This is a genomic window from Sinanaerobacter chloroacetimidivorans, from assembly GCF_018128545.1.
Lineage (GTDB): Bacteria > Bacillota > Clostridia > Peptostreptococcales > Anaerovoracaceae > Sinanaerobacter > Sinanaerobacter chloroacetimidivorans.
In genome coordinates this window covers 114,500-135,854 of sequence record NZ_JAGSND010000004.1, presented here as the reverse complement: position 1 = coordinate 135,854, position 21,355 = coordinate 114,500, and the positions used below count along the sequence as shown (strand labels likewise).

The 21,355-nt window shown below is 43.6% G+C and carries 19 protein-coding genes and 1 tRNA gene; 2 read left to right on the top strand and 18 right to left on the bottom strand.

The features are described from left to right. Nucleotides 1-92 precede the first annotated feature (92 nt). The 5 genes from KCX82_RS08095 to KCX82_RS08075 form a co-directional block, all read right to left on the bottom strand. Complete coding sequence (locus KCX82_RS08095) at nucleotides 93-1,181, bottom strand: dipeptide epimerase (RefSeq protein WP_227017950.1); 1,089 nt, start codon at nucleotides 1,179-1,181, stop codon at nucleotides 93-95. A 24-nt stretch (nucleotides 1,182-1,205) separates the two neighbouring features. Further along, nucleotides 1,206-3,197, bottom strand: coding sequence for an OPT family oligopeptide transporter (locus tag KCX82_RS08090; protein ID WP_227017949.1), 1,992 nt, complete (start codon nucleotides 3,195-3,197; stop codon nucleotides 1,206-1,208). Between the two features lie 41 nt (nucleotides 3,198-3,238). Further along, nucleotides 3,239-4,018, bottom strand: coding sequence for a serine hydrolase (locus KCX82_RS08085; protein WP_227017948.1), 780 nt, complete (start codon nucleotides 4,016-4,018; stop codon nucleotides 3,239-3,241). Nucleotides 4,019-4,348: 330 nt separating this feature from the next. Next, nucleotides 4,349-6,031 carry an acetolactate synthase large subunit gene (locus KCX82_RS08080; protein ID WP_405127677.1) on the bottom strand — a complete coding sequence of 561 codons (1,683 nt, stop codon included), beginning with the start codon at nucleotides 6,029-6,031 and terminating at the stop codon, nucleotides 4,349-4,351. A 167-nt stretch (nucleotides 6,032-6,198) separates the two neighbouring features. Then, nucleotides 6,199-6,534, bottom strand: coding sequence for a DUF3870 domain-containing protein (locus KCX82_RS08075; RefSeq protein ID WP_227017947.1), 336 nt, complete (start codon nucleotides 6,532-6,534; stop codon nucleotides 6,199-6,201). A gap of 184 nt (nucleotides 6,535-6,718) precedes the next feature. On the opposite strand from KCX82_RS08075, the gene KCX82_RS08070 reads away from it, so the two are divergent. Further along, nucleotides 6,719-6,794, top strand: a tRNA-Lys gene (locus tag KCX82_RS08070). Nucleotides 6,795-7,242: 448 nt separating this feature from the next. On the opposite strand, the gene KCX82_RS08065 is transcribed toward KCX82_RS08070, so the two are convergent. The 13 genes from KCX82_RS08065 to KCX82_RS08005 all read right to left on the bottom strand — a co-directional run bounded on the left by KCX82_RS08065 (nucleotide 7,243) and on the right by KCX82_RS08005 (nucleotide 19,663). Next, complete coding sequence (locus KCX82_RS08065; RefSeq protein WP_227017946.1) at nucleotides 7,243-8,382, bottom strand: M20 family metallopeptidase; 1,140 nt, start codon at nucleotides 8,380-8,382, stop codon at nucleotides 7,243-7,245. A 78-nt stretch (nucleotides 8,383-8,460) separates the two neighbouring features. Continuing rightward, nucleotides 8,461-9,024 (bottom strand): PduL/EutD family phosphate acyltransferase, encoded by a 564-nt coding sequence (locus KCX82_RS08060; protein ID WP_227017945.1) that lies wholly within the window; start codon nucleotides 9,022-9,024, stop codon nucleotides 8,461-8,463. A gap of 27 nt (nucleotides 9,025-9,051) precedes the next feature. Further along, nucleotides 9,052-10,119, bottom strand: a complete 1,068-nt coding sequence (gene buk, locus KCX82_RS08055) for a butyrate kinase (RefSeq protein WP_227017944.1) — start codon at nucleotides 10,117-10,119, stop codon at nucleotides 9,052-9,054. A 37-nt stretch (nucleotides 10,120-10,156) separates the two neighbouring features. Next, a complete protein-coding gene (locus KCX82_RS08050; protein WP_227017943.1) occupies nucleotides 10,157-10,705 on the bottom strand; it encodes a 2-oxoacid:acceptor oxidoreductase family protein in 549 nt (182 codons plus the stop codon). A 14-nt stretch (nucleotides 10,706-10,719) separates the two neighbouring features. Further along, nucleotides 10,720-11,454, bottom strand: coding sequence for a thiamine pyrophosphate-dependent enzyme (locus tag KCX82_RS08045; RefSeq protein ID WP_227017942.1), 735 nt, complete (start codon nucleotides 11,452-11,454; stop codon nucleotides 10,720-10,722). Further along, nucleotides 11,451-12,506, bottom strand: a complete 1,056-nt coding sequence (locus KCX82_RS08040; RefSeq protein WP_227017941.1) for a thiamine pyrophosphate-binding protein — start codon at nucleotides 12,504-12,506, stop codon at nucleotides 11,451-11,453. Before KCX82_RS08040 ends, KCX82_RS08045 begins: the two co-directional genes overlap by 4 nt. 20 nt (nucleotides 12,507-12,526) lie before the next feature. Beyond that, entirely contained in the window at nucleotides 12,527-12,745 is a 219-nt protein-coding gene (locus KCX82_RS08035) for a 4Fe-4S dicluster domain-containing protein (protein WP_227017940.1), read from the bottom strand. A gap of 62 nt (nucleotides 12,746-12,807) precedes the next feature. Then, entirely contained in the window at nucleotides 12,808-13,482 is a 675-nt protein-coding gene (locus KCX82_RS08030) for a P-loop NTPase family protein (RefSeq protein ID WP_227017939.1), read from the bottom strand. A 17-nt stretch (nucleotides 13,483-13,499) separates the two neighbouring features. Further along, nucleotides 13,500-14,162, bottom strand: a complete 663-nt coding sequence (locus KCX82_RS08025) for a flavodoxin family protein (RefSeq protein WP_227017938.1) — start codon at nucleotides 14,160-14,162, stop codon at nucleotides 13,500-13,502. A 97-nt stretch (nucleotides 14,163-14,259) separates the two neighbouring features. Beyond that, nucleotides 14,260-15,681 (bottom strand): alanine/glycine:cation symporter family protein, encoded by a 1,422-nt coding sequence (locus KCX82_RS08020; protein WP_319633336.1) that lies wholly within the window; start codon nucleotides 15,679-15,681, stop codon nucleotides 14,260-14,262. A 217-nt stretch (nucleotides 15,682-15,898) separates the two neighbouring features. Further along, nucleotides 15,899-17,086 carry a pyridoxal phosphate-dependent aminotransferase gene (locus tag KCX82_RS08015; protein ID WP_227017937.1) on the bottom strand — a complete coding sequence of 396 codons (1,188 nt, stop codon included), beginning with the start codon at nucleotides 17,084-17,086 and terminating at the stop codon, nucleotides 15,899-15,901. 55 nt (nucleotides 17,087-17,141) lie between these two features. Next, nucleotides 17,142-17,993 (bottom strand): polysaccharide deacetylase family protein, encoded by an 852-nt coding sequence (locus KCX82_RS08010; RefSeq protein WP_227017936.1) that lies wholly within the window; start codon nucleotides 17,991-17,993, stop codon nucleotides 17,142-17,144. Nucleotides 17,994-18,256: 263 nt separating this feature from the next. Continuing rightward, on the bottom strand, nucleotides 18,257-19,663 hold the full coding sequence (locus KCX82_RS08005) for a sigma-54 interaction domain-containing protein (RefSeq protein ID WP_227018100.1): 1,407 nt from the start codon (nucleotides 19,661-19,663) through the stop codon (nucleotides 18,257-18,259). A gap of 231 nt (nucleotides 19,664-19,894) precedes the next feature. Between KCX82_RS08005 and KCX82_RS08000 the strand changes: the two genes are divergently transcribed. Next, nucleotides 19,895-21,340 carry a sigma-54 interaction domain-containing protein gene (locus KCX82_RS08000; RefSeq protein WP_227017935.1) on the top strand — a complete coding sequence of 482 codons (1,446 nt, stop codon included), beginning with the start codon at nucleotides 19,895-19,897 and terminating at the stop codon, nucleotides 21,338-21,340. The last annotated feature ends 15 nt before the right edge of the window (nucleotides 21,341-21,355 follow it).

Genomic DNA, 21,355 nt, shown 5'->3' with positions numbered 1-21,355 from the left:
AAATAAAAGCAGCAGAATCAATTGAAATTCTGCTGTTTTATATTTATAAATAGAACAATACCCCCATATTGTTTTATTATTTAGATGATTGTTTATTTTACATCCTTCAGATCTCTGATTCCAAAGATTCCAAGGCCGGATGCATCCCCAGGGTAGAACCTCGGAATTTCTTTTCGCAGACCGCCAAGCACAGGATCTTCCGACAGAAGAATGGCAGCATCCAAATCGACTCTTGTGATATTCTTCTTGGCTGATGCAAGATGGGTGGCTGCAGTGAGACTGATCTTGCTTTCTATCATGCTCCCCAGCATGCATTCAACACCATAGGTTTCCGCAATGGCATTGATTTTTAAAGCATTATGAATGCCGCCGCATTTCATCAGTTTTATATTCAGAATATCTGCCGCCCTTATCTGAAGGATCCTCAAGGCGTCAGCAGGGCTGAATATGCTTTCGTCCGCCATAATCGGCGTCGATACTTGATTGGTGACAAACTGCATTCCCCCAATATCCGCTGCATTTACCGGCTGCTCCACCAACTCGATATCCAGCCCCTTGTCCTCCAGAGTACGGATCACCCGAACTGCCTCTTTCGGTCTCCATCCCTGATTTGCATCCAATCTGAGCTTTATTTGTTTTCCAACCGCCTCACGGACAGCCGATACCCTCTCAATGTCCTTTTCAGGATCCAGGCCCACCTTCAGCTTCAGCGCGCGAAAGCCCTGTGACACTGCCTCCATGGAATCTTTACACATTTCATCCGGTTCATTGAGGCTTATGGTCAAATCTGTTTCCACGCAGTTTCGATAACCGCCCAGATACTTGTATAACGGCTTGCCGCAGCTCTTGGCCGCCAAATCATAAACGGCCATATCCACAGCAGCCTTTGCACTTGTGTTGTTCAAGCAGGAGCCGTCTATGTGATACATGATATTGTCAAGACAGTCGATATCCATTCCGATTAGGCTTTTTCTCATCAGCTTTATGGCCGCTACGACAGATTCATTGGTATCCCCTGTTATGACAGCCGTCGGAGGTGCTTCTCCGAAGCCCGTCTGCCCGTCATCGGCATGAATGATCACCACCGTATTTTCCGCCGAGTCCACCCTTCGAAGCGCAGTTTTAAAAGGTTTTTTTAAGGATATACTGATATGTTTTATCTCGATGTCTTGAATTTTCATAAATCAAACTCCAATCTTATGCCTTTACATCTTTAAATCCAGACCGCCTAATTGATTCTCATGTTTTTTACTGAAAACTACATATGCGAAATATCCGCAAAGCAAAGCGAATGCAAAGAGGCTTACCAGCATATTTTCGGTTCTTGGGATAATTCCCACCGCAACTCCCGAAAAGTCAATGCCTGCATAAAGCAGTGCCGTTACAATGACGCCCATGAGAGCATCTCCTGCGATAAGCCCGGAAGCATACAGGGTCCCCTTTTCAAGTTTTTTGTTCCTGGTTTCCGTATCGTATTGTTTCCTTTCAATGATGCCTCTGATGATTCCACCCACCATCATGGCCGTGGAAAGATGAATCGGCAGATAAAGTCCTACGGCAAAAGGAAGCACAGAACCTCCCAGAAGCCATACGGCAACGGAAACAGCCATCCCCATCAGGATGAGCCCCCAAGGAAGGCTACCCGTCATAATGCCCTCCGCAATGGCTTTCATCATATTCGCATGAGGGGCAGGAAGTTTTTCAGAGCCGATTCCATAGACCTGGTTCAGCATGATAATAACCATGCCCATAACAGCTGCAGCCGCTACAAGTCCGATCACCTGGCCGGTCTGCTGTTTCTTCGGAGTGGCACCAATAAGAAAACCCGTCTTGAGATCCTGGGACATGTCTCCGCTGACCCCAATGGCAATACATAATACAGAGCCAACGGTAAGAGTCGCGACAATTCCCGAAGTTCCGCTGAAACCCATTACCCTGAATAATACCGCCGTTACCAGAAGTCCACCGATGGTCATTGCTGCAATGGGGTTGGAGGAGCTGCCAACAAGTCCTACGATATGCGCAGAAACCGTTACAAAGAAGAAACCGAAAATCAATACCAAAACTGCTCCGACACTTCCCGCTGCCACATTTGGAAATACAGGGAGGAAAGCGATGACGGCCAAAACCAGAATGACACCAATCACAATGATTCTTCCGGAAAGGTTTTCATCCGTTCTTTTTACTTTGCCGGCTTCCAGTTTATAGGCTCCGAAGGTTCCTCTAACGGACCTGACAATAATAGGAATAGCGCTGACCAGGCTGATAAGCCCTCCCATGGTGACTGCACCAATACCTACATATTTAATGTACTTGCTCCACATCCCCCACATATCCATATCAGCGATCGGATCTACTCCCGGAGGGATCGCTGCGGGGGCATACTGGCCGAAATAATAGATCATCGGCATGATCACACACCAGCCAATGATTGAGCCTGCAAGAGAATAGGAACAGATTCTCGGTCCTACCAGGAAGCCTGCACCAACCAGGGAAGGCAGAAAATCCATTCCGAGGCCGCCGCCTTTTAGATTGCTTTTAAAATAATAGTCAATCGTATAAGGGAAGGTACAGATCCCGTCTGTCAAAAACTTGAACACAGCCCCCAGCCCCAGAGCTTTGAACAGCATGGCCGCTCCGGATCCCCCTTCGTTCCCTGCAACGATAACCTCTGCGCAGGCCGTCCCTTCCGGGTAAGGGATTTTTCCATGCTCATCCTTTATGAGATACTTCCTCAACGGGATCATGATCAAAATTCCCAGAATGCCGCCGGTACATGCGATAATAAAAATCATGGCGGCACTGACGGGAAGGTTTAAAAGCAGAAGCGACGGCAAGGTAAAAGCAACCCCTGCCGCAAGGGCTTCGCCGGAGGAACCTACAGTCTGAATGATATTGTTTTCCAGCACCGTACCGTTCCTCAAACCTTTCAGAACAGCCATCCCGATCACCGCCGCCGGAATGGAGGCACAGATTGTCATGCCGATCTGCATGGCAAGATATGCATTTGCCGCACCAAAGAGTACAGAAATGACGCAGCCGATGATAACAGCTCTTGCGGTAAATTCACGTATATTTGCCTGCGCAGGTATGTAGGGTTCATATTCCTTGTCCGGATTGTAAGTATATGCTTCCGGAGCCAGGCCTCTTTTTAATTCTTCCGCCGTGGTACTTACCATTGGTTCTTGATTCTCCATAATCAATTCCTCCTTCTCAAATAAGTTCTGCCATGCTCCAATCATTTCTCCTTCATTTCAAAATAGTCATGCACGATTTTTGACGTCTTTTGGATGATTTCTCTTGTCTCGTTATTGGTTGCCGTTCCCCATGCAAAAAATAGATAAAGATAATCGCAGTTTTTGCCATACACAATTGCCGCCTCATGGTTCAGCCTTTCCAGTTCCCCGCTTTTTCTGGCGATTACCAGTTCATCCGGCAGATCCACCCGCATCATGCATTCGTCTGCCTGGCCTTTCATAATATCCAAAATAAAATCACTGCACTGCCTGTCAATGAGCTCTCCTTTATAAAGACGGGTCATGATAGTCTCCATTTCACGGGCGGTGGTATGATTCTCAAATCCTTTTTCCCTGGCATGAAAATCCATCATCTTTCTTCGCAGCCTGGTTTCCTGCAAGCCCAATTCCGCCATGCATCCATTTACATTTTCCATGCCCAAAAGATCGATGAGAACATTTGCGGCTGTATTGTCACTGTATATGATCATAAGTTTTAGCAGGTCAAACAGGGTATAGCTGTTGCCGCTGTCCAGAAACTGTAATACGCTGAATGCAGCTTTATCTTCCGGCTTGACCGTCAGCCGTAAATCAGGGGACAGCTCTCCCGATTTTATTTGCCTCACGGCTTCAATCAAAATTGGTACTTTTATCAGACTGGCCGATGGAACTACAAGATTTTCATCATAGGAAAAACACTCTTTTGCCATGAAATTCTTAATGACAAAAGAACATTTGCCGTTCAGCTCCTCAACACAAGTCAGAAGTTTATCCATAAGCATTTTAAACACTTCCTTTTCTGTGCTACGATTCGGGATAGAAGGATCAGGGCCCCAGGGAAAATAAAAAATCCAACAAAACATGCCAAAACAAATGGCCGTTCTACTGGATTTCATTCAGGATGGCGAAGCATTTCATCTGCATCGTCTATATGAATAAAGCAGTTTACGAAATGGTCACTATATGATGCTGCTTTTAGCCGCTACAGCTCAGAAAAGCGGAATATACCATATATTTCTATCAGTACAAGAATAGCATAAAGCAGCCTTATTGTCTATATTATATGATCAAGATTTTCACTTATGACCCTCGTCTGCATTGAGTTGTTTGTCTTAGAGTTCCGGGTCTTCACAAATCTTTTTCAGATGCTCTGTCAGCTTTGTATTTTCACTATAGTCAACGGCACAGTCGATGATAGCCGGAACCTTTTGTTTGAATGCCTCCTCCAGAATCGGCATCAGATCTCCTGCCTTTTCCACCTTGTAGCCTTTGCAGTTCATTGCCTCGGCCAGCTTGACAAAATCAGGATTCGTGAAATCCACATTGTGGCTCTCCCCGTATTGGTCCAGCTGTCTCCACTTTATCAAGCCATATCCGGAGTCATTGAAAATCAGAACGGCGAAATTAAGCCCAAGTCTGACCGCAGTCTCCAGCTCCTGCGAATTCATGGCAAATCCGCCGTCTCCCGTAATTGTGATAATTTTTTTATCCGGGTGCACCAGCTTGGCAGCCACCGCTCCCGGTACCCCGATCCCCATTGAGGCGAATCCATTTGATATGATGCAGGTATTGGGCTGATAACAGCCGTACAACCGTCCAATCCACATCTTATGGGCACCTACATCGGAAACCAGGATATCGTCTTTTCCCAGAAACTTTCTGACATCATGGATAATCTTCTGCGGTTTCATAGGGAAAGAATCATCCTCTTCATAGAGCTTTTGCTCCTCACTGAATCTTTTGTAAACTTTTATGGCATGTTCAGGCTCTGTATTTCGAGTGGTACGCCTTGCGATGCTGTTTAAAGACTCGGTCATGTCTCCAACGACTTCCACCGTACACTGATAACACTTGTTGGTATCCGCCGGGCTGCTGCCAATATGAATGATCTTGATTTTTCTTTGCTGATTCCAGACAGCGGGGGCAAATTCTACAAGATCATAGCCTACGGCAATCACAAGGTCAGCGCTTTCCAATATCTTGTTAGCATAATCCTTCTGGGGAATTCCCACGGTCATCATCGCATAGGGATTGTCTATGGGAATGACCCCTTTGGCCATCATCGTATTCACAACCGGTATTTTCAATTCTTCCGCGAAATGCGTGAGCGCATGTGATGCGCCCGCACGAACGGCACCGCTTCCTGCCAGAATCACCGGATTCTGAGCTCGAAAAATTTCCGCGGCAGCCAGTTCTACATTCTGCATGCTTGCAAATTCCTTCAGATTCGCCTTGGCTCTTTTAAGCGGTTTTTCTTCATCCGACACCATCATCTTGGAAATGTTCACCGGAAGATCGATATAGGTGGCGCCCGGCCGTTCACTTTCTGCGTATTTAAAAGCCAGCCGCACTATTTCTCCAATGGTATCTGGGCGGACCACAATCTTGGCTCGCTTTGTGATCGGTTCGAACATTTTGGTCAAATCCAAAAGCTGGTGCGATGTAATATGCATTTTATCAGTCCCTACCTGACCGGTAATTGCCACCAGCGGAGCACCGTCTCCCTGGGCATCCGCCACACCGGTAACAAGGTTTGTAGCTCCCGGGCCCAAGGTCGACAGGCATACTCCTGCTTTTCCGGTAAGCCTTCCGTACATATCCGCCATAAACGCCGCCCCCTGCTCATGCCTGGTTGTAACAAACTGAATGGAGGAATTTTTCAGTGCGGCCACCAAGGCCAGGTTTTCTTCTCCCGGAATCCCGAAGATATATTCAACGCCTTCTGCTTCCAGACATTTTACCATTAACTCTGCCGTATTCAATTGTTTGTTTTCCATCGGTTTGTCTTCCAACATATCGTTAACTCCTTTTCATATTTTTTTCAAGACATGAAAAATTATTTTTTTGCTTTATATAAAAAATCCAATAAAACATGCCTTATCAATATGGCCGTTTTACTGGATTTCATTCATGATGGCGAAGCATTTTATCTGCAACGTCTATTCCGAACAAAGCAGTCTTGCTATTTTTGCTGTTTATGTTTTTTCTTCACTTCCAGATACCTTTTCTGCGCATCCTTATAAGCAGTAATCAGCGCCTTCTGGGAAGAGCCAAAATACCGGGCTGAAATCTCATTTTCAAGCTCCATATCAAAGCTGTCAAACTTTCTGCCCAGGAAAATTTCCCGAATAAACAGCTTTGTAATATTCAGGGAAGCCGTACATTCCAAATCCACCACTTCATCAGTATTCGTGTCTATGACAAATGCGATGAAGAAAATCTTGAAGTTACTGGTGATAGCATTGTCGCTGCTGGTCTTCCCATGACCTACAATATAAATAGTATTCTTGTTGTACATCTTTTGATACCTTTTCGGCAAATTAATTTCGACTATAAGTTTCTTCCAATTATTGGGTTCAGATTATCACAAAAATATTTGCATGTCTACATGAAACTGATCCAATACATTTTTGTAAAAATTGTATTGACAAGCTTCTGCACAAGTGTTACACTACTAAATGTGTCAAAACACAAATGCATATGCTTCATTAGCTCAGTTGGTAGAGCACCTGACTCTTAATCAGGGTGTCCGCGGTTCGAGCCCGCGATGGAGTACCAATAAAAAAATACAGTACCGAAAGGTGCTGTATTTTTTTATTTATCTTGCATAGCCCGGCTAGAGCCGCGGACGGAAGGGGTTACGGGGAAAAATTTTCCTCGTTCAAAGTATATCGTTTTTAAGCTATGGATATTCAAAAGCAAGCGATATACGGACCACCGCTTCGGGGGTGACAGACAAGGGAAGCCGTGCTTGACCGACTAAAAGCATGGCGGCTTGTCGCCAAGAGGGTGGCAGAGTCCCCTATGGAAAGGGCGTCAGCGCTTTGTTCGCGGTTCGAGTGCGATGGAGTACCAATAAAAAGATACCGTACCGAAGGTGCGGTATTTTTTTATTGGCATTCAAGTCGGTGGTTCGAACCGCGGACGGAAGGGGTTATGGGGAAGGCACTTCCCCGTTCAGAGTTTGCTGAAATAAAGTCCCGTTAGGGCAGGATGCTATATTAAGCTAAAGCGTCTGTAAAAGTTTTGCAACCATTGCCATGCGATATGGAACATGGTCAATATGTATATACTCTCCGGAATTGTGAAGGAATTCTCCTGTTGCTCCCAGGCCATCTAATGTAGGGATTCCGGCTGCTGCGGTAAAATTCCCATCACTGCCTCCGCCAACAGTAATTCCCTTAAGCTCCAACCCATACTGCTTTCCAATTTCCAATGTTTTTTGGTACAACTCTTTGTCGCCGACCATAACCGGTTTATCTATCTTTCCCTGTACTTCCAAACGTACATTTGGTGTCAATGCTTTCAGATTCATTATTTTTTTATGTATGGTTTCGGCGATTTCCTCTGTCTGATATCTTACATCCATGGTTAAATATGCAGTTTCCGGAACCATGCAAGTACCGGCAATGCCTCCGCTTACTACAGTTGGAGTAAATGTAACTCCTTCAGTCTCATCGTTCCACTTTTCTATATACAGCAATTGCCGTGCAATCTCCATCAAAGGGCTGATGGCCAAATGAGAATTAGATCCCGAATGGGCTGCTTTTCCATGAGCGATGATATCATATGTGCCTCTGCCATAACGTTTGGTTTTTATTGCATTGAAATCATTTATGCCCGGCTCCATAACAAGAACACAATTATAGTTCTGGGTTTTTTCGATAATTATGTCGCTGGAGCAAAAGCTTCCCGATTCCTCATCACCGTTAAAGAATATCCCAATCTTCTTTTCAGGCATCAGTCCTAGCTCAATTAGGGCCTTCAACGCAAAATATGCCATGACAATACCGCCCTTCATGTCTAAAATGCCCGGCCCATAAGCCTTCCCGTCTTCCATTTTAAACGGCATTGTCTTGATTGTACCAAGAGGGAACACCGTGTCGTAATGCCCTAAAATAAGTGCACTCCCTTCGCCGGTACCGATTTCTCCATAGATATGATCACCGCAGGTACTTTGCGGGATCCTCTCAATACGAAAGCCAAGCTCACGAAAAGCCTTCTCCAGAAACTGACTGCATTTATCCGAGGTTTCTTTGTCCTCATGTGAAGGAGATTCCAGTTCAATGAACTCCTTCAGCATATCAAAAAAGTCTTTCTGGTGCTGCTGTAAACAGGTCAGTATTTTATCCTTATCCTTAATCATTATAATATCCTCCACAAGCAATTATTTAACGCTATTACAAATATTAATTCTGTTTGCTTGTTCCCTTAAAGCTTCTCTCTACGGCAATATTTCAACTATATCCATATTCTTAATATGCGCCGCATTCCCCTCTTCAACATCGATATGCATCGTCGGATCAGGTATGTCTGTAAATGTGACAACCGTTTCATCAAAGATCAGTGCTCTCTCGCCAGCTATCTTCACTCTTACCAGCTGCTTGTTTTCAAGCCCATATTCCGCTGCCTTTTCCGGAGACATATGTATGTGACGTTTTGCAATTACTGCTACTGATTCAAGCTTCAGTTCACCGGCAGGCCCGATAATCGTCAGTGGTGCTAAATCAGGGGAGCCTGACAGCTTAACCGGTGCATTGATTCCCAGTACAAAATTGTCAGCTGTCAAAATTTCGGCCTGATTATACGGACGCATAGGTCCCAAAACACGCACATTGGAAATCGTACCCTTTGGCCCCTTAAGCGTTACTGTTTCATTGGCTGCAAAGATAGGATAGCCTAATGGTTTTTTTACTGTCAGCTCATAATCTTTACCAAACAGTACGTCCACAGCTTCTCTCGTGAGATGTATATGTCGGTTAGAAATCATTATATATGCAGTTTTCAATATTCTTCTCCTTTTTAACAAAATGATCTATGCCTGTTCGGTATCATAATCCTTGACCGGTTCTTCTCTTCTGAGCATTCTCAACGCACCCTCTGCAAGTGCCTTCATTTCTACCGCTCCGGGAACAACCTCCACCGGTGCAATAAACTTAACCCTCTTTGTAAGGCTGTCAGTTAAACGCTTTGAATGTGCAATTTCACCGGTAATAATAATTCTTTCCACATCGCCGTTCATAACCGTCGCCATGCCGCCGATGTCTTTTGCTATCTGAAAAATCATTGCCTCAAAATAGAAGTCCGCTTCTTTATCGCCGCCTTCTATTCTTCTTTCAACTTCAAGGATATCACTTGTGCCTAAATATGCCACCAGGCCGCCGTTTCCCATCTGCCGTTTCATACAGCTTACAAGATCCCATTTATCTGAAAAACACATCTTAGTGAAAGCGATCATCGGCAATGCGCCAGCTCTTTCAGGGGAAAATGCATTAATATGGCTGTCAATAATCTTGCCCTTTACATGAGCATTGACCGTAATTCCACCTCCGAGGTGACATATGATAAAATTGTAGTCTTCGTACTTTCCTCCCAGCTTTCTTGCAATAGTCCAACCGGCCGCTTTCTCATTCAGAGTATGACCTGCACCCCGCAGTGTAGGCAGTTCAGGAAGTCCAGAAACTTTTGCATACTCTATGAAATCATCTGCAAGCGGCGCATCATATATGTAACCCGGAACGCCAAATTGTTTCATAAGGTCAAATGAAATCATGACTCCCAGGTTTGATGCGTGAGGCCATGGCGCTCTCTTACACTCTTCCACCATCAATGGAGTAATGCCATACCCCCCGGGATGAAGAGGGCGACCGCCGCCGCCTCGCGAAACAATGGCATCCAGCTCTTTAATTCCGATCTCTTCAATATACTCCTCCACCATCTTTTTGCGCATATCGAACTGATCATTAATTTCCTTGAATTGCGCAATTACCTCGGTCGGGTGGTTCAGCTTTTTACTATGAATTTCCTTTTCATTTTCATAATAAGATACTCTTGTGGAAGTGGACCCTGGGTTTATTATAAACAGCTTGAATACTTTTTCCATATTTTCCTCCGTTTTTAAGCCTCTTAGAAGGCTTATGTCAATTAGATTTTTTAATATACTCGAAACCCCTCTTCACAAGCCGCTTGTTCGAATCTGCATACTTTGCCTTGTAACCGGTAAAGGAATGGTCAATGATGTTGCAAATTGATTCCAGAGATACTCTCTCCGCGACAGCAATGTATGCACCAAGCAAAACCATGTTTGCACCACGCGTGTTTCCTTCTTCTTCTGCAATACCATCCGCAGGAACATAATATGCGTGCAGATCATCGCGCCCCACTTTATTTGAAATCATTGAGCTGTCAAGTATGACTACTCCGCCAGGACGAACTCGGCACTCAAATTTTCCCAGCGAGAGATCATTCATTACGATTAGGTAATCCGGTTCCCTGATCATAGGAAAAAGGATCTCCTCATCTGAAATCGTTACATTACAATTCGCAGTTCCGCCGCGCATCTCTGCACCATAGGAGGGAATCCATTCCACTTCCCAGCCTTCATCCAGAGCTGCATAGGCTATCATTTGGCCAATACGCAGAGCTCCCTGCCCACCTGCACCTGCTACTATTATTTTATCTCGAAGCATCAGACATCCCTCCTTTAATAGTTTTTAAAATTGCTAAGCGGGTAGTAAGGTATCATATCAGTTCTTATCCGTTCAAGAGCCTCAAGAGGCGTTTTGCCCCAGTTTGTCGGACATGTGGACAATACTTCAACAAGGGAGAATCCCTTGCCTTCTATTTGACACTCAAATGCTCTTTGAATGGCTTTTTTAGCTTTCCTGACATTCGCAGGCGAGTCAACGGAAACCCTTTCAATGAACTTTGCCCCGTCAATTGTAGAAAGCATTTCACAGATACGAATCGGGTTACCGCAATGCGCAGGATCTCTGCCATAAGGCGAAGTCGTGGTTTTCTGTCCGGGCAGTGTTGTCGGTGCCATCTGGCCGCCTGTCATGCCATAAGTAGTATTATTTACAAATATTGTTGTAATCTTTTCTCCTCTATGCGCTGCATGTACGATTTCTGCCGTGCCAATCGATGCGAGATCCCCGTCGCCCTGATATGTAAACACTACCTTATCAGGATTTATTCGTTTCACGCCTGTAGCATTTGCAGGGGCTCTGCCGTGAAGGGAGTAAATTGTGTCGATGTCCATGAACCACGGCATATATCCGCCACAGCCCACGCAACCTACGGCAATTGTATCACCTCCGATTCCAAGTTCATCAATTACTGTGGCCACCAGCTTGAGAATCAGCCCGTGCGTGCATCCCGGGCAAAATGTTAGTGGAGTATCATTGAGAGATTCCGGTTTTTTATAGATAATGCTCATTTCACTACCTCCCATACTTCTGAAACTTTTTCCACGATTCCTTCCGGTGTCAGAGAATCCGTTGCAGTATCACCTACGTGGTATACAGGCCATTTACCGGCTGCCGCTATTTTAACATCATCTATCATCTGACCGATAATATTGATCTCCGGACATATGATTGCTTTACAATTAGGGCCTATTTTTTCAAACGCCTCATATGGGAATGGCCAAAGTGTTTTAGGACGTATCATACCCAGTTTAACTCTGTCGCCGAGCTCCTCTATCGCAGCCATGCACATGCGTGCGGCCGTACCATATGCTGCCAGGACAATATCAGCATCTTCCACATCAACAATTTCCACTCTCGTTTCGTTGCGGATAATCTCCGGATAGAGGACAGTTTCCGCCTCATGTTTTTCGCCATAATGCGTTCTGCCCTCCGGCAAAAAATGAAATTGCGGTTTTCCTCCTCTGGAATTCTTGCCATGCAATGCCCATGTCTTCTTTGGTAAGTCCATACGTCCTGCAGGCACCTTATTAAAATCCACGCCGCCCATCATCTGTCCGATCATACCATCGGCCAGAACTACAACCGGGTTGCGGTATTTATCTGCTATATCGAAGGCTTCAAAAACCATATCTGCCGCTTCTTGTACGTTGGATGGTGCAAATGTTACTACTTTATATCCGCCGTTACCTATCATGCGGTAATCTTCCTGCGCTGCCTTCATGGTTCCGAATGCCGGACCGTTTCTCATTACTACAACAACTACTGCCGGCAGCCTCGTCAGGGTCATTGCTGCCAGTGCTTCAAGTTTTAAGCAATATCCGGGTCCTGACGTACTTGTCATAACACGCGCCCCTGAGGCAGATGCTCCCATTACCATGTTCATTGCCGCCATCTCGCTCTCAGCCTGTAAAAATATGCCGTCGCGCTTCGGCATTTCTCTGGAAAAGTATTCAGGGATTTCACTTTGCGGAGTAATCGGATATCCAAAAAATGCCTTGCAGCCTGCACGAATCGCAGCCTCGGCCATAGCTTCGTTTCCCTTCATTAGAACTTTTGCCATTATGTCCTCTTCCTTTCTTCTTATTGTTCAATCTTTTCAATTGTGATGATTGCATCCGGGCACATCAATGCACAGTTTAAGCAACCGACACACTCATCTTTATTTATGATCATTGCGGGATGGACGCCTGCCTTGTTCAAGCATGATTTGTCTATAGAAATCAGCCCTTTTTTACACCACGACATACACAGTTCACAGCCCTTACATCCCTCAGTATCAAATGTAACGTTAAATTTCATGTGCAATTACCTCTCTTCCAGGTCTTTTTGTTTTACAGGTCTATCTTTAATCAACATAAAGGTTATAGCCAGTCAGGTCTCATAATCAAACTGATAGGGAATGGTTCTCCGGCTAGCTTCAGATCCTTCATTTCAGGCATCAAATGCTCCTCTATTACCGTATATACCACCTTGATCCCTGTCAATTCCGACAACCGCCTTGCCAGCGCATCTCCCTTGGCTATATCCCCTTTTGTCGTCTCCCTTAGCATATGAGTACTATTGATAATACCGTTAATTTTGAGTCTGCTCGTTTCATTAATTGCCTCAAGGTATCTGGAAGCTTCTTCCGCTGTTGATGTTTGTGGTCTATTCGCATTTACCACCATCCACATATTATATTTACCGTCAGAAAGCAGCTTTGAATATCTCGCCAATACATTGGCGCCGGCTGAGTCGCCGCCTACATCAACGAGACTCGTCTGATCTTTCGACTCAAAGCAGGTCTGCAATGAAGCTGCAAGAGCGGGTGTGTCAAAGTGATAATCATCTTCATAGTTACTGGAGATTACCCGTATCCCTTTGCTCTTAAAAAGCTCTTTCAGTTCCCTTGCTCTAAAATACGGGTTGACAATATCCATATCGGCAACAACAGGCTGTTTTCCATTTTCATTCAGCCAGATCGCATAATTTGCGACAAATTCAGTTTTACCGCTACCAAAATGTCCGACAATAATCGTGGGATTTTTTAAATTCATAATGTGTCCTCATCAAATTATTTATTCATCATTCCTATAGTCGACGCGACTTTTCTTCCAAGATTTCCAGTGCACTTTAAGCCGACTTCATCCTGCAGCACAGCGTCTCTTACCCGCCCTCTCAGAGGATATGTGGTCGCTCCGCCGCCTAAATAACATCCAGGCATAGGTTCTGCTCCTGAGCCTACTATGATCATGTCATGAATCGCAAAATAGTAATGGATCTGCTGAATCGTAAATTCCTGTCCTGCATTTCTGTTGCCACCGACAGCTATTCCACCGCCTACCTTGTAGCTTAAAGCATTTTTGTATTTGCTAAATCCATATCGTAATAGGCCTTCCGTTCTATCCATAAATGCTTTCATCTGTGCATTTGCCGATCCGAAATAAACAGGCGAGGCCAATATTAAGCCGCTGCATTCCAAAAGCTTGGGATAGATCAGGTCCATGCCGTCACGAAAAGACAAGCACGCCCTGTCAGCATCACCTTTGGCCGCCGTCTCGGCGCAGCAGCCTACGCATGAATTGCAAGGAGAAATATCGTAATCTCTAAGATAAATTGTTTCTGTTCTTATGTACTCATATTCCTCAGCTGCTTTTAATGCATGTTCCAAAAGGATATCTGTATTGGCTCCTTTTCTTGGACTGCTGGAAATACCTAAAATTAATTTTTTTTCCATTTTTCGTTCCTTTCCTGTTTTCTCTCAGACTCTATGAACCGGACCCGAAGACCGTTTATGTTCATATTTAAAGTGATTTGCATTTTATATCAACCTTTTATTCAGCCGCACTCTTTGCCGCTAATCGCTTTCCTTTAATACTATTCAAGGTAGTATCCAGATCCTTACCGCCGGATTCATACTCGTGCCACTGTTTTACAATAACTCCGGAAACTCCATATAATCCGATTAAGTTTGTGAATACCATTAATCCGTTAAAGGTGTCACAAATTGCCCATACCAGGCTTACAGTCGCTAATGAACCGAATATTACGAAGAATACAATCATTGCCATGTATATAGGCACAGACTTGACACCAAAAATTCTCTTGAAGTTTTGCTCACCGTAGAAATAAGCAGCGATAACTGTTGAGAAGCAGAAGAAAAATATACATAGCGCAACAAGGATTGAGCCAACCGTTCCAAATACACTTTCAAATGCTCCCTGAATAACACCAATGCCCTGCTCTCCGGATGAAGCAGCACCGGATGCTAATATCAACACACAGGATATTGTTAAGATTACAAATGAGTCTATTATTATCGTAACCATAGCTACGAGCCCTTGATCGCAAGGGTGTTTAACCTTTGCCACTGCATGAGCATGTGGTGTAGAACCCATACCGGCTTCATTTGAAAACAACCCTCTGGCTACACCGTAACGCATTGCTTCTCTGACGGCAATACCCGTAAATCCGCCACCAACCGCCTGTGGTGAGAAAGCAGCTTTGAAAATCATCGCAAATGCTTCTGGCACATGATTAATATTAACGACAATAACAATAAGCGAACATAATATGTAAATTATAGCCATTATCGGAACCACGGTTGACACTGTTGCCGCGATTCTTCCCATTCCTCCTACAACAACAGCTAACAGCAGTACCGAAACCACAATACCCGTTGCCACTGGAGGTATTCTAAAGGAATTATGCATTGCATCAGCAATTGTGTTTCCCTGTATCATTGCTGCTGCCATACCAAACCCTACAATAACAAATATGGAAAACGCAGCTGCTAAAGCTTTACCAAATGAGTTAGGGAATGCTGCCCTAATGTAATATGCAGGCCCTCCGATTACCGTGCCGTCTGACAGGTGTGTTTTATATTTTTGTGCTGCGGTGGCCTCAGAAAAAATTGTTCCCATTCCAAAGAATGCGCTGACCCAAATCCAGAAAACAGCTCCAGGTCCTCCGGCCATAATAGCTGTAGCAGGGCCTGCAATATTTCCTGTACCTACCTGTCCGGCAAGTGCGGTAGCAAGGGATTGGAATGAGCTCATTCCCTCTTTCTTGTTTGCCTTTCCACCGGATCTTAAGTCCCCAAAAGCAAGCATAAACGCGTCCTTGATTCTCCTAACTTGAGGGAACTTCAGCCTGATGGTGAAAAAAATGCCGGTTCCAACTAGTATGAAGATCATAAAGTTGCCCCAAAACACACCATTAATTGCATTAAAGAAGTTTAATAATGAATCCATCATTTTTTTATTTGTTAGTGAACTTTATTCACTAACACTCCTTTCCTTTCAAATAGAATTATTATTTGACTAATACAATAGCAATACTTATGCCAAGCTTTAAAAGTTTTCTTTTACATTGAAAGTTACTCTATTTTCAAGTTTTTGCTTATTTTTTTTAAGCAATATCTAACAGAAGTCGCCTCGAGGTTATGCATTTATGTATAGCGTTATTAGTTTTCTAATACTTGTGATTAATCCCTTTCACCAGATAATTCTTTATTCTCCTTACTGCTTCTTCAATGTTCTCATCGGAATTTGCAAAACACATTCTTAGATAGCCTTCGCCCATATCGCCGAAAGCACTTCCGGCGACAGTCATAACACCGGCTTTGATCAATAAGTTCCTGGAGAATTCCCAAGACGACATATTAAAGTCTTTAATGTTAATAAAAGTACAGAAAGAACCTTCTGTTTTAAAGCATTTCATCCCCGGAATCTCACTCAGTCCGTTAACCAGAAGATCCCTTCTCCTTTCATAATGTCTGCGCATCTCTTCAACGCAATCCTGCGGTCCATTGATAGCATCTGCACCAGCCTGCATAACAAACAGCGGTAAACAGGATGCCACCGCCTGCTGCATTTTAAACATATACCGCATAACATCCTTATTTGTACTAACCACATATCCGAGTCTCCATCCAGTCATAGCATATGTTTTTGACAAACTGTTTACCACTAAGACCTTATCCCTGATACTGGGGATTTGAGAAAGGCTGAAATGCTTGCGGCCGTCAAAAATAATCTTTTCATAAACTTCATCGGAAATAACCATAATATTATGCTTTTCGATTACTTTGGCCAGTTTTTCTCCGTCTTCTTTGCTTAAAACCGCGCCTAACGGGTTGCTGGGATAGCTGATAATCACAGCCTTTGTTTTCGGTGTAATGGCTTTTTCTAAATCTTCAGCCTGTAATCGGAAGCCATGTTCCTCATAAAGAGGTACTCGAACAGGCACGCCGCCTAACGTCAATGTCTGTCCTAAATAGCAGGTATAGGTAGGATCAGGTATGATAACTTCGTCGCCCGGATTCAAAATTGCCAACAGGCACAGCAAAATGCCCTCTACACCTCCGATCGTTATCATGACATTTGAATTATCATAATCATAGCCGCCGAATTCTCTATTATACTTATTGGCAACAGCTTCACGCATGGTATCAAGACCCGGCTCTGTTCCATATTTCGTCATTCCGGCTGCAATCGCCTTCATACCGCTTTCTTTAATATGTCCTGGTGTCTCAAAATTTGGTTCTCCGTTGCACGTGTTAACTGCTCCGGGGTAATCCTTTGCCAGATCGAACATTGCTCTGATTCCCGAAGTCGGGTACGTCTGTGCTAGTTTAGAAACATAATTAAACTCACTCATGCTTGACCTCCTCCTATTTTTTTCATTCATTTGTTTTAGGATATCTACACGTCTATTAATCACTCTTTTTCGGATTCTTTGCTTTATAACGGGTTGCCGCCTCTATACCGGTCATAAATTCAACACTTTCGGTTTCCAGCATATGCTTCACAAGTCTTTCAAGCATCTTCATCCTTGCGGGACGTCCAATGATCTGCGGATGGCATGTTAATACAAAGCAAATATCGGAGTCGCCCTCTTCTTCTACTTCTTCTAGAAATTCTTCCAGCAGGGCATCAAATTCTGATCTCCAGTAGTTCTCAACTGCTTCCAGCGGCTGCATGGCCTTGCCGGGAGTACGCAGGCTATACAACCAGTAGGCTGCGTCGTCAAGTACCCAGTGGATCGGAATCTCCACCAATTTGGTTTCTCTTCCGCCTAACTTCAGATATCGGATTTTATCTGCATCCATCATGTTACTTGAATATTCGATTTCCTTCATTTCTTCCAGGATATCAATGGTATTGGTGCTAAACTCCCAAGCCGGAGAACGATAGGCTTTCGGGCGGGCTCCGGTCACTTTTTCCATAATATTACTGCAGTCCAGGTATTCCTTCTTCTCAGCATCATAACCATCCATATTGTCAGGATAAGTATGACTCCATCCATGATTGCCAATCTCATTCCCCTCATCAACAATGCGCTTTGTCAATTCCTGATATTGATTAACTGTAAATCCCGGGATAAAAAATGTGGCATGCAAACCATACTTTTTTAGCATCTTCAGAATGCGGGGCGCTCCCACTTCCGGGCCATACCTACCCTGTGACAGTGTTACCGGACGATTGGCATTTTCAGGGTCTCTGCAGCGCCAAAGGCATTCGCCATCAAGATCAAATGTAAGTAGTACAGGCATTTTCTTTTTCATTGTTATTTCCTCCTATTGAAAGATCTGCGTTCGTGAAGAGATGAACCCCTCTTTTATCCTTTGTTAAACTTTTCTGAATAAAAAAAGCATAATTCTCTACGCACTTTATTAAAAGCAAATATCATGCCATACGGCATGTCATAAACAAAACCGTCCATACTTGGCATATGTTCCGAAGGAACAATTAAGGGTATGCCTAAAAGTTTCCCTTTTAAGCATACCCTCATTAATCATTTCAGAAATATTGCCAAATTGTGTTCTCTCTATTTCTTTTTTGCCGAATATTTATTGAGCTTTATGGAGACCGAGGCTTGACTGATTCCCAATGCCTCAGCAACCTTCGTCGTTGTACCGTACTTCTCATACGCCTCTAAAAGTATCTGCTTCTCCACACTTTCCAGGATCTGTTTCAAAGTTTTACCTTCTGCATGATACTTCTCCATAGCAGTTTCAGAATAAATGTTTGGCGGAAGCATATCCTCTGTTATGACATAATTGTCGGCAGTAAGAATGACGCCTTCTACTATATTCTCTAATTCCCTAACATTTCCCGGCCATGAGTATTTCTCCATACGTTCGATTGCTTTGCTGGAAAACACATGGCTTTTCTCATATTTTTGATTGTACTTAGCAGTAAAGTAATCGACAAAACGGGAGATATCCTCTTTACGTTTCCTGATTGGGGGAATCGTAACAGAGATCACATTCAGGCGATAGAAAAGGTCTTTCCTGAAGCCGCCGCTTTCCACCAAACCGGGAATATCCTTGTTGGTGGCAGCAATCAAACGGAAATCAACATTCCTTTCTTGTATGCCTCCTACACGGGTAATCTTTTTCTCTTGAATCACCTTTAAAAGTTTGACTTGCATCTGTAAAGGCAAATCAGCGATTTCATCCAGAAATAAAGTGCCGTGATCAGCAGTTTCAATCAGACCGGCCTTGCCTTTCTGGCTTGCTCCGGTAAAAGCTCCTTTTTCATACCCGAACAATTCAGATTCTAGCAGATTCTCCGGAATGGCGCCGCAGTTAATGATAATAAACGAGGCATTTCTTCGTTCACTTAAAGAATGTATCATATCAGCAAAACGATTCTTTCCGACACCGGATTCCCCGGTAAGCAGAACCGTAGCGTCAACGGGAGCGACTCTCTTAATTATTTCATTAATCCGTTTTATTTGGGGATCAGAACTGATTATAGAATCGCCGGCCCCCTGCCCCTTATAAAGTGCTTCCAATTCCACTGCAGAGGTTTGTATCATCTCGTCAGGGGAAATACCATAAATGGACTTACAGCCGGTGAGCATCTCTTCCAGAATACTGTTCTGATCAATGACAATTAAATCTCCATCTGAGCTATTATAATCTTTCTTGTCTGCTTCTTTCAGATTCCGGGGAAGTGGCTCCATAAGGCAAGAACTCATGAATATAAAATAATATGACTCTTGTTCCTGATCATATTGCATCAGAACAAAATATTCATGTCCTTGAATCAGCGTTCTTGCCGCAAAAAACGCTGCCATTCCACGCGAAGCTTTCTGCGTAGACAAGAGCCGTCTCAATCTCTCCTTCTCGCGGGGAGCGTCAAAACATCTCAAATACGCTTCATTGTAAAGGAACTGATCTTCCTTTGAACTATATTTTGCCAAGGGACAGAAATTTGGTTTGACCACTTGGTTCAATCGCGCACTCACCTCCTCGCGGCAGCACTGTATCAATCGATTGCGTTCATTATATCACAAAGGTATGAATGCCGTCAGCCGTTATAGATATTAAGGCTATAAAAAAATGGAATGCTTTAAAAACTAATTGCGTTAGAGTATAATACTTTATAATTACTATTTTGATATGTTGTTATCGCAATTTTAATATAATAAAGCAGCAAATTGTATGGAGGTGGATTTATGGACTCCTATCAGGATTTATTAAATAGAATCGATGAATTAGAGAGCATTATTGAAAGACAAAATGAAGATTTAGAATTGCTGGAAGCAGCCTTCAATTTATCCGAAGTGGGTTTTACTCTTTCCGATGCAAATGGTGTAGTAATAAAAATCAATCAATCCCAGATCAGAATCACCGGGCACCAACCCCATAAGACTTTGGGACGAAGCATGGCAGATATCCAAGCCGAGAACTTCAATCAATCCGCTACCATGAAGGTCGTAAATACAAAAGAGCCTGTAACGATTGAACAGACTCTGCCATCCGGCAAGAGTTATCTAGTGTATGGGCAACCCTATTTTAGCACAGATGGGGATTTGAAATATGTAATTTGTAATCTGGTTGACAATACGCAGCATAATTATATCCGACAGGAACTTGAATCAGCCAAGAACAGCAATAAGCAACTGGAAAAGACTGTTCATCAACTGCAGGAGATTGTCGATATGCAGAAAACCTTGATTTATTGTAGTAAAAAAATGCAAGGCCTGATCAGCGTATGCGATAAAGTCGCGCATTTTAATTCCACAATTTTGATTTTAGGACAATCAGGTGCCGGCAAAGAAGTTATTGCAGACTATATTTATCAGAAAAGCTCACGTGTCGGCAAACCTTTTATTAAGATTAACTGTGCAGCCATTCCGGAAACTCTTTTAGAATCCGAGCTCTTTGGTTACGAGGCAGGCGCTTTTACCAATGCATGCACCAGTGGTAAAAAAGGCATGTTTGAAATTGCAGACGGAGGCACCGTCCTTCTTGATGAGATTGGGGAACTTCCTCTGCATTTGCAGTCTAAGCTCCTGAGAGTTTTGCAAGAAGGTGAATTTTATCACGTAGGCGGAACCAAACCCATCAGTACTGATGTCCGTATTATTGCATCAACCAACTGTGATCTTGAAAATATGACTGAACAAGGTTCTTTCAGAAAAGATCTTTATTATAGACTATCCGTAATTCAAATCACAGTTCCTTCATTAGATGAAAGAATCGAGGATATTCCTCCCCTAATACGGCATTTCCTGGTAAGGTTTAATGCGAAATATAATCTGCATAAAGATTTCACCTTCGAAGCCATAGAATATCTGAAAAACCTGCCTTACGAAGGGAACATACGCGATCTTCAAAATGTAATTGAACGGGTTGTATTGCTGTCGCAAAACAACACCATTGGCGTTCAGGATGTTGAATTGGCCTTGAATCGTGATTACAGCTATTATGGAGCAGATATCGCTGTCTCTGATAATAATTCAAATATTTCATTAAAAGCTCTGGTCTCACAATATGAAAAAGCTCTGCTTAAAAAATACTGGGATGAATATAAGTCTGCATCAAAAATAGCTGAAATTCTTCAGACAAACCAGCCTACAATATCAAGAAAGCTTCATGCTTATGGCCTTCTAAAATAATTACATCGAGAACAT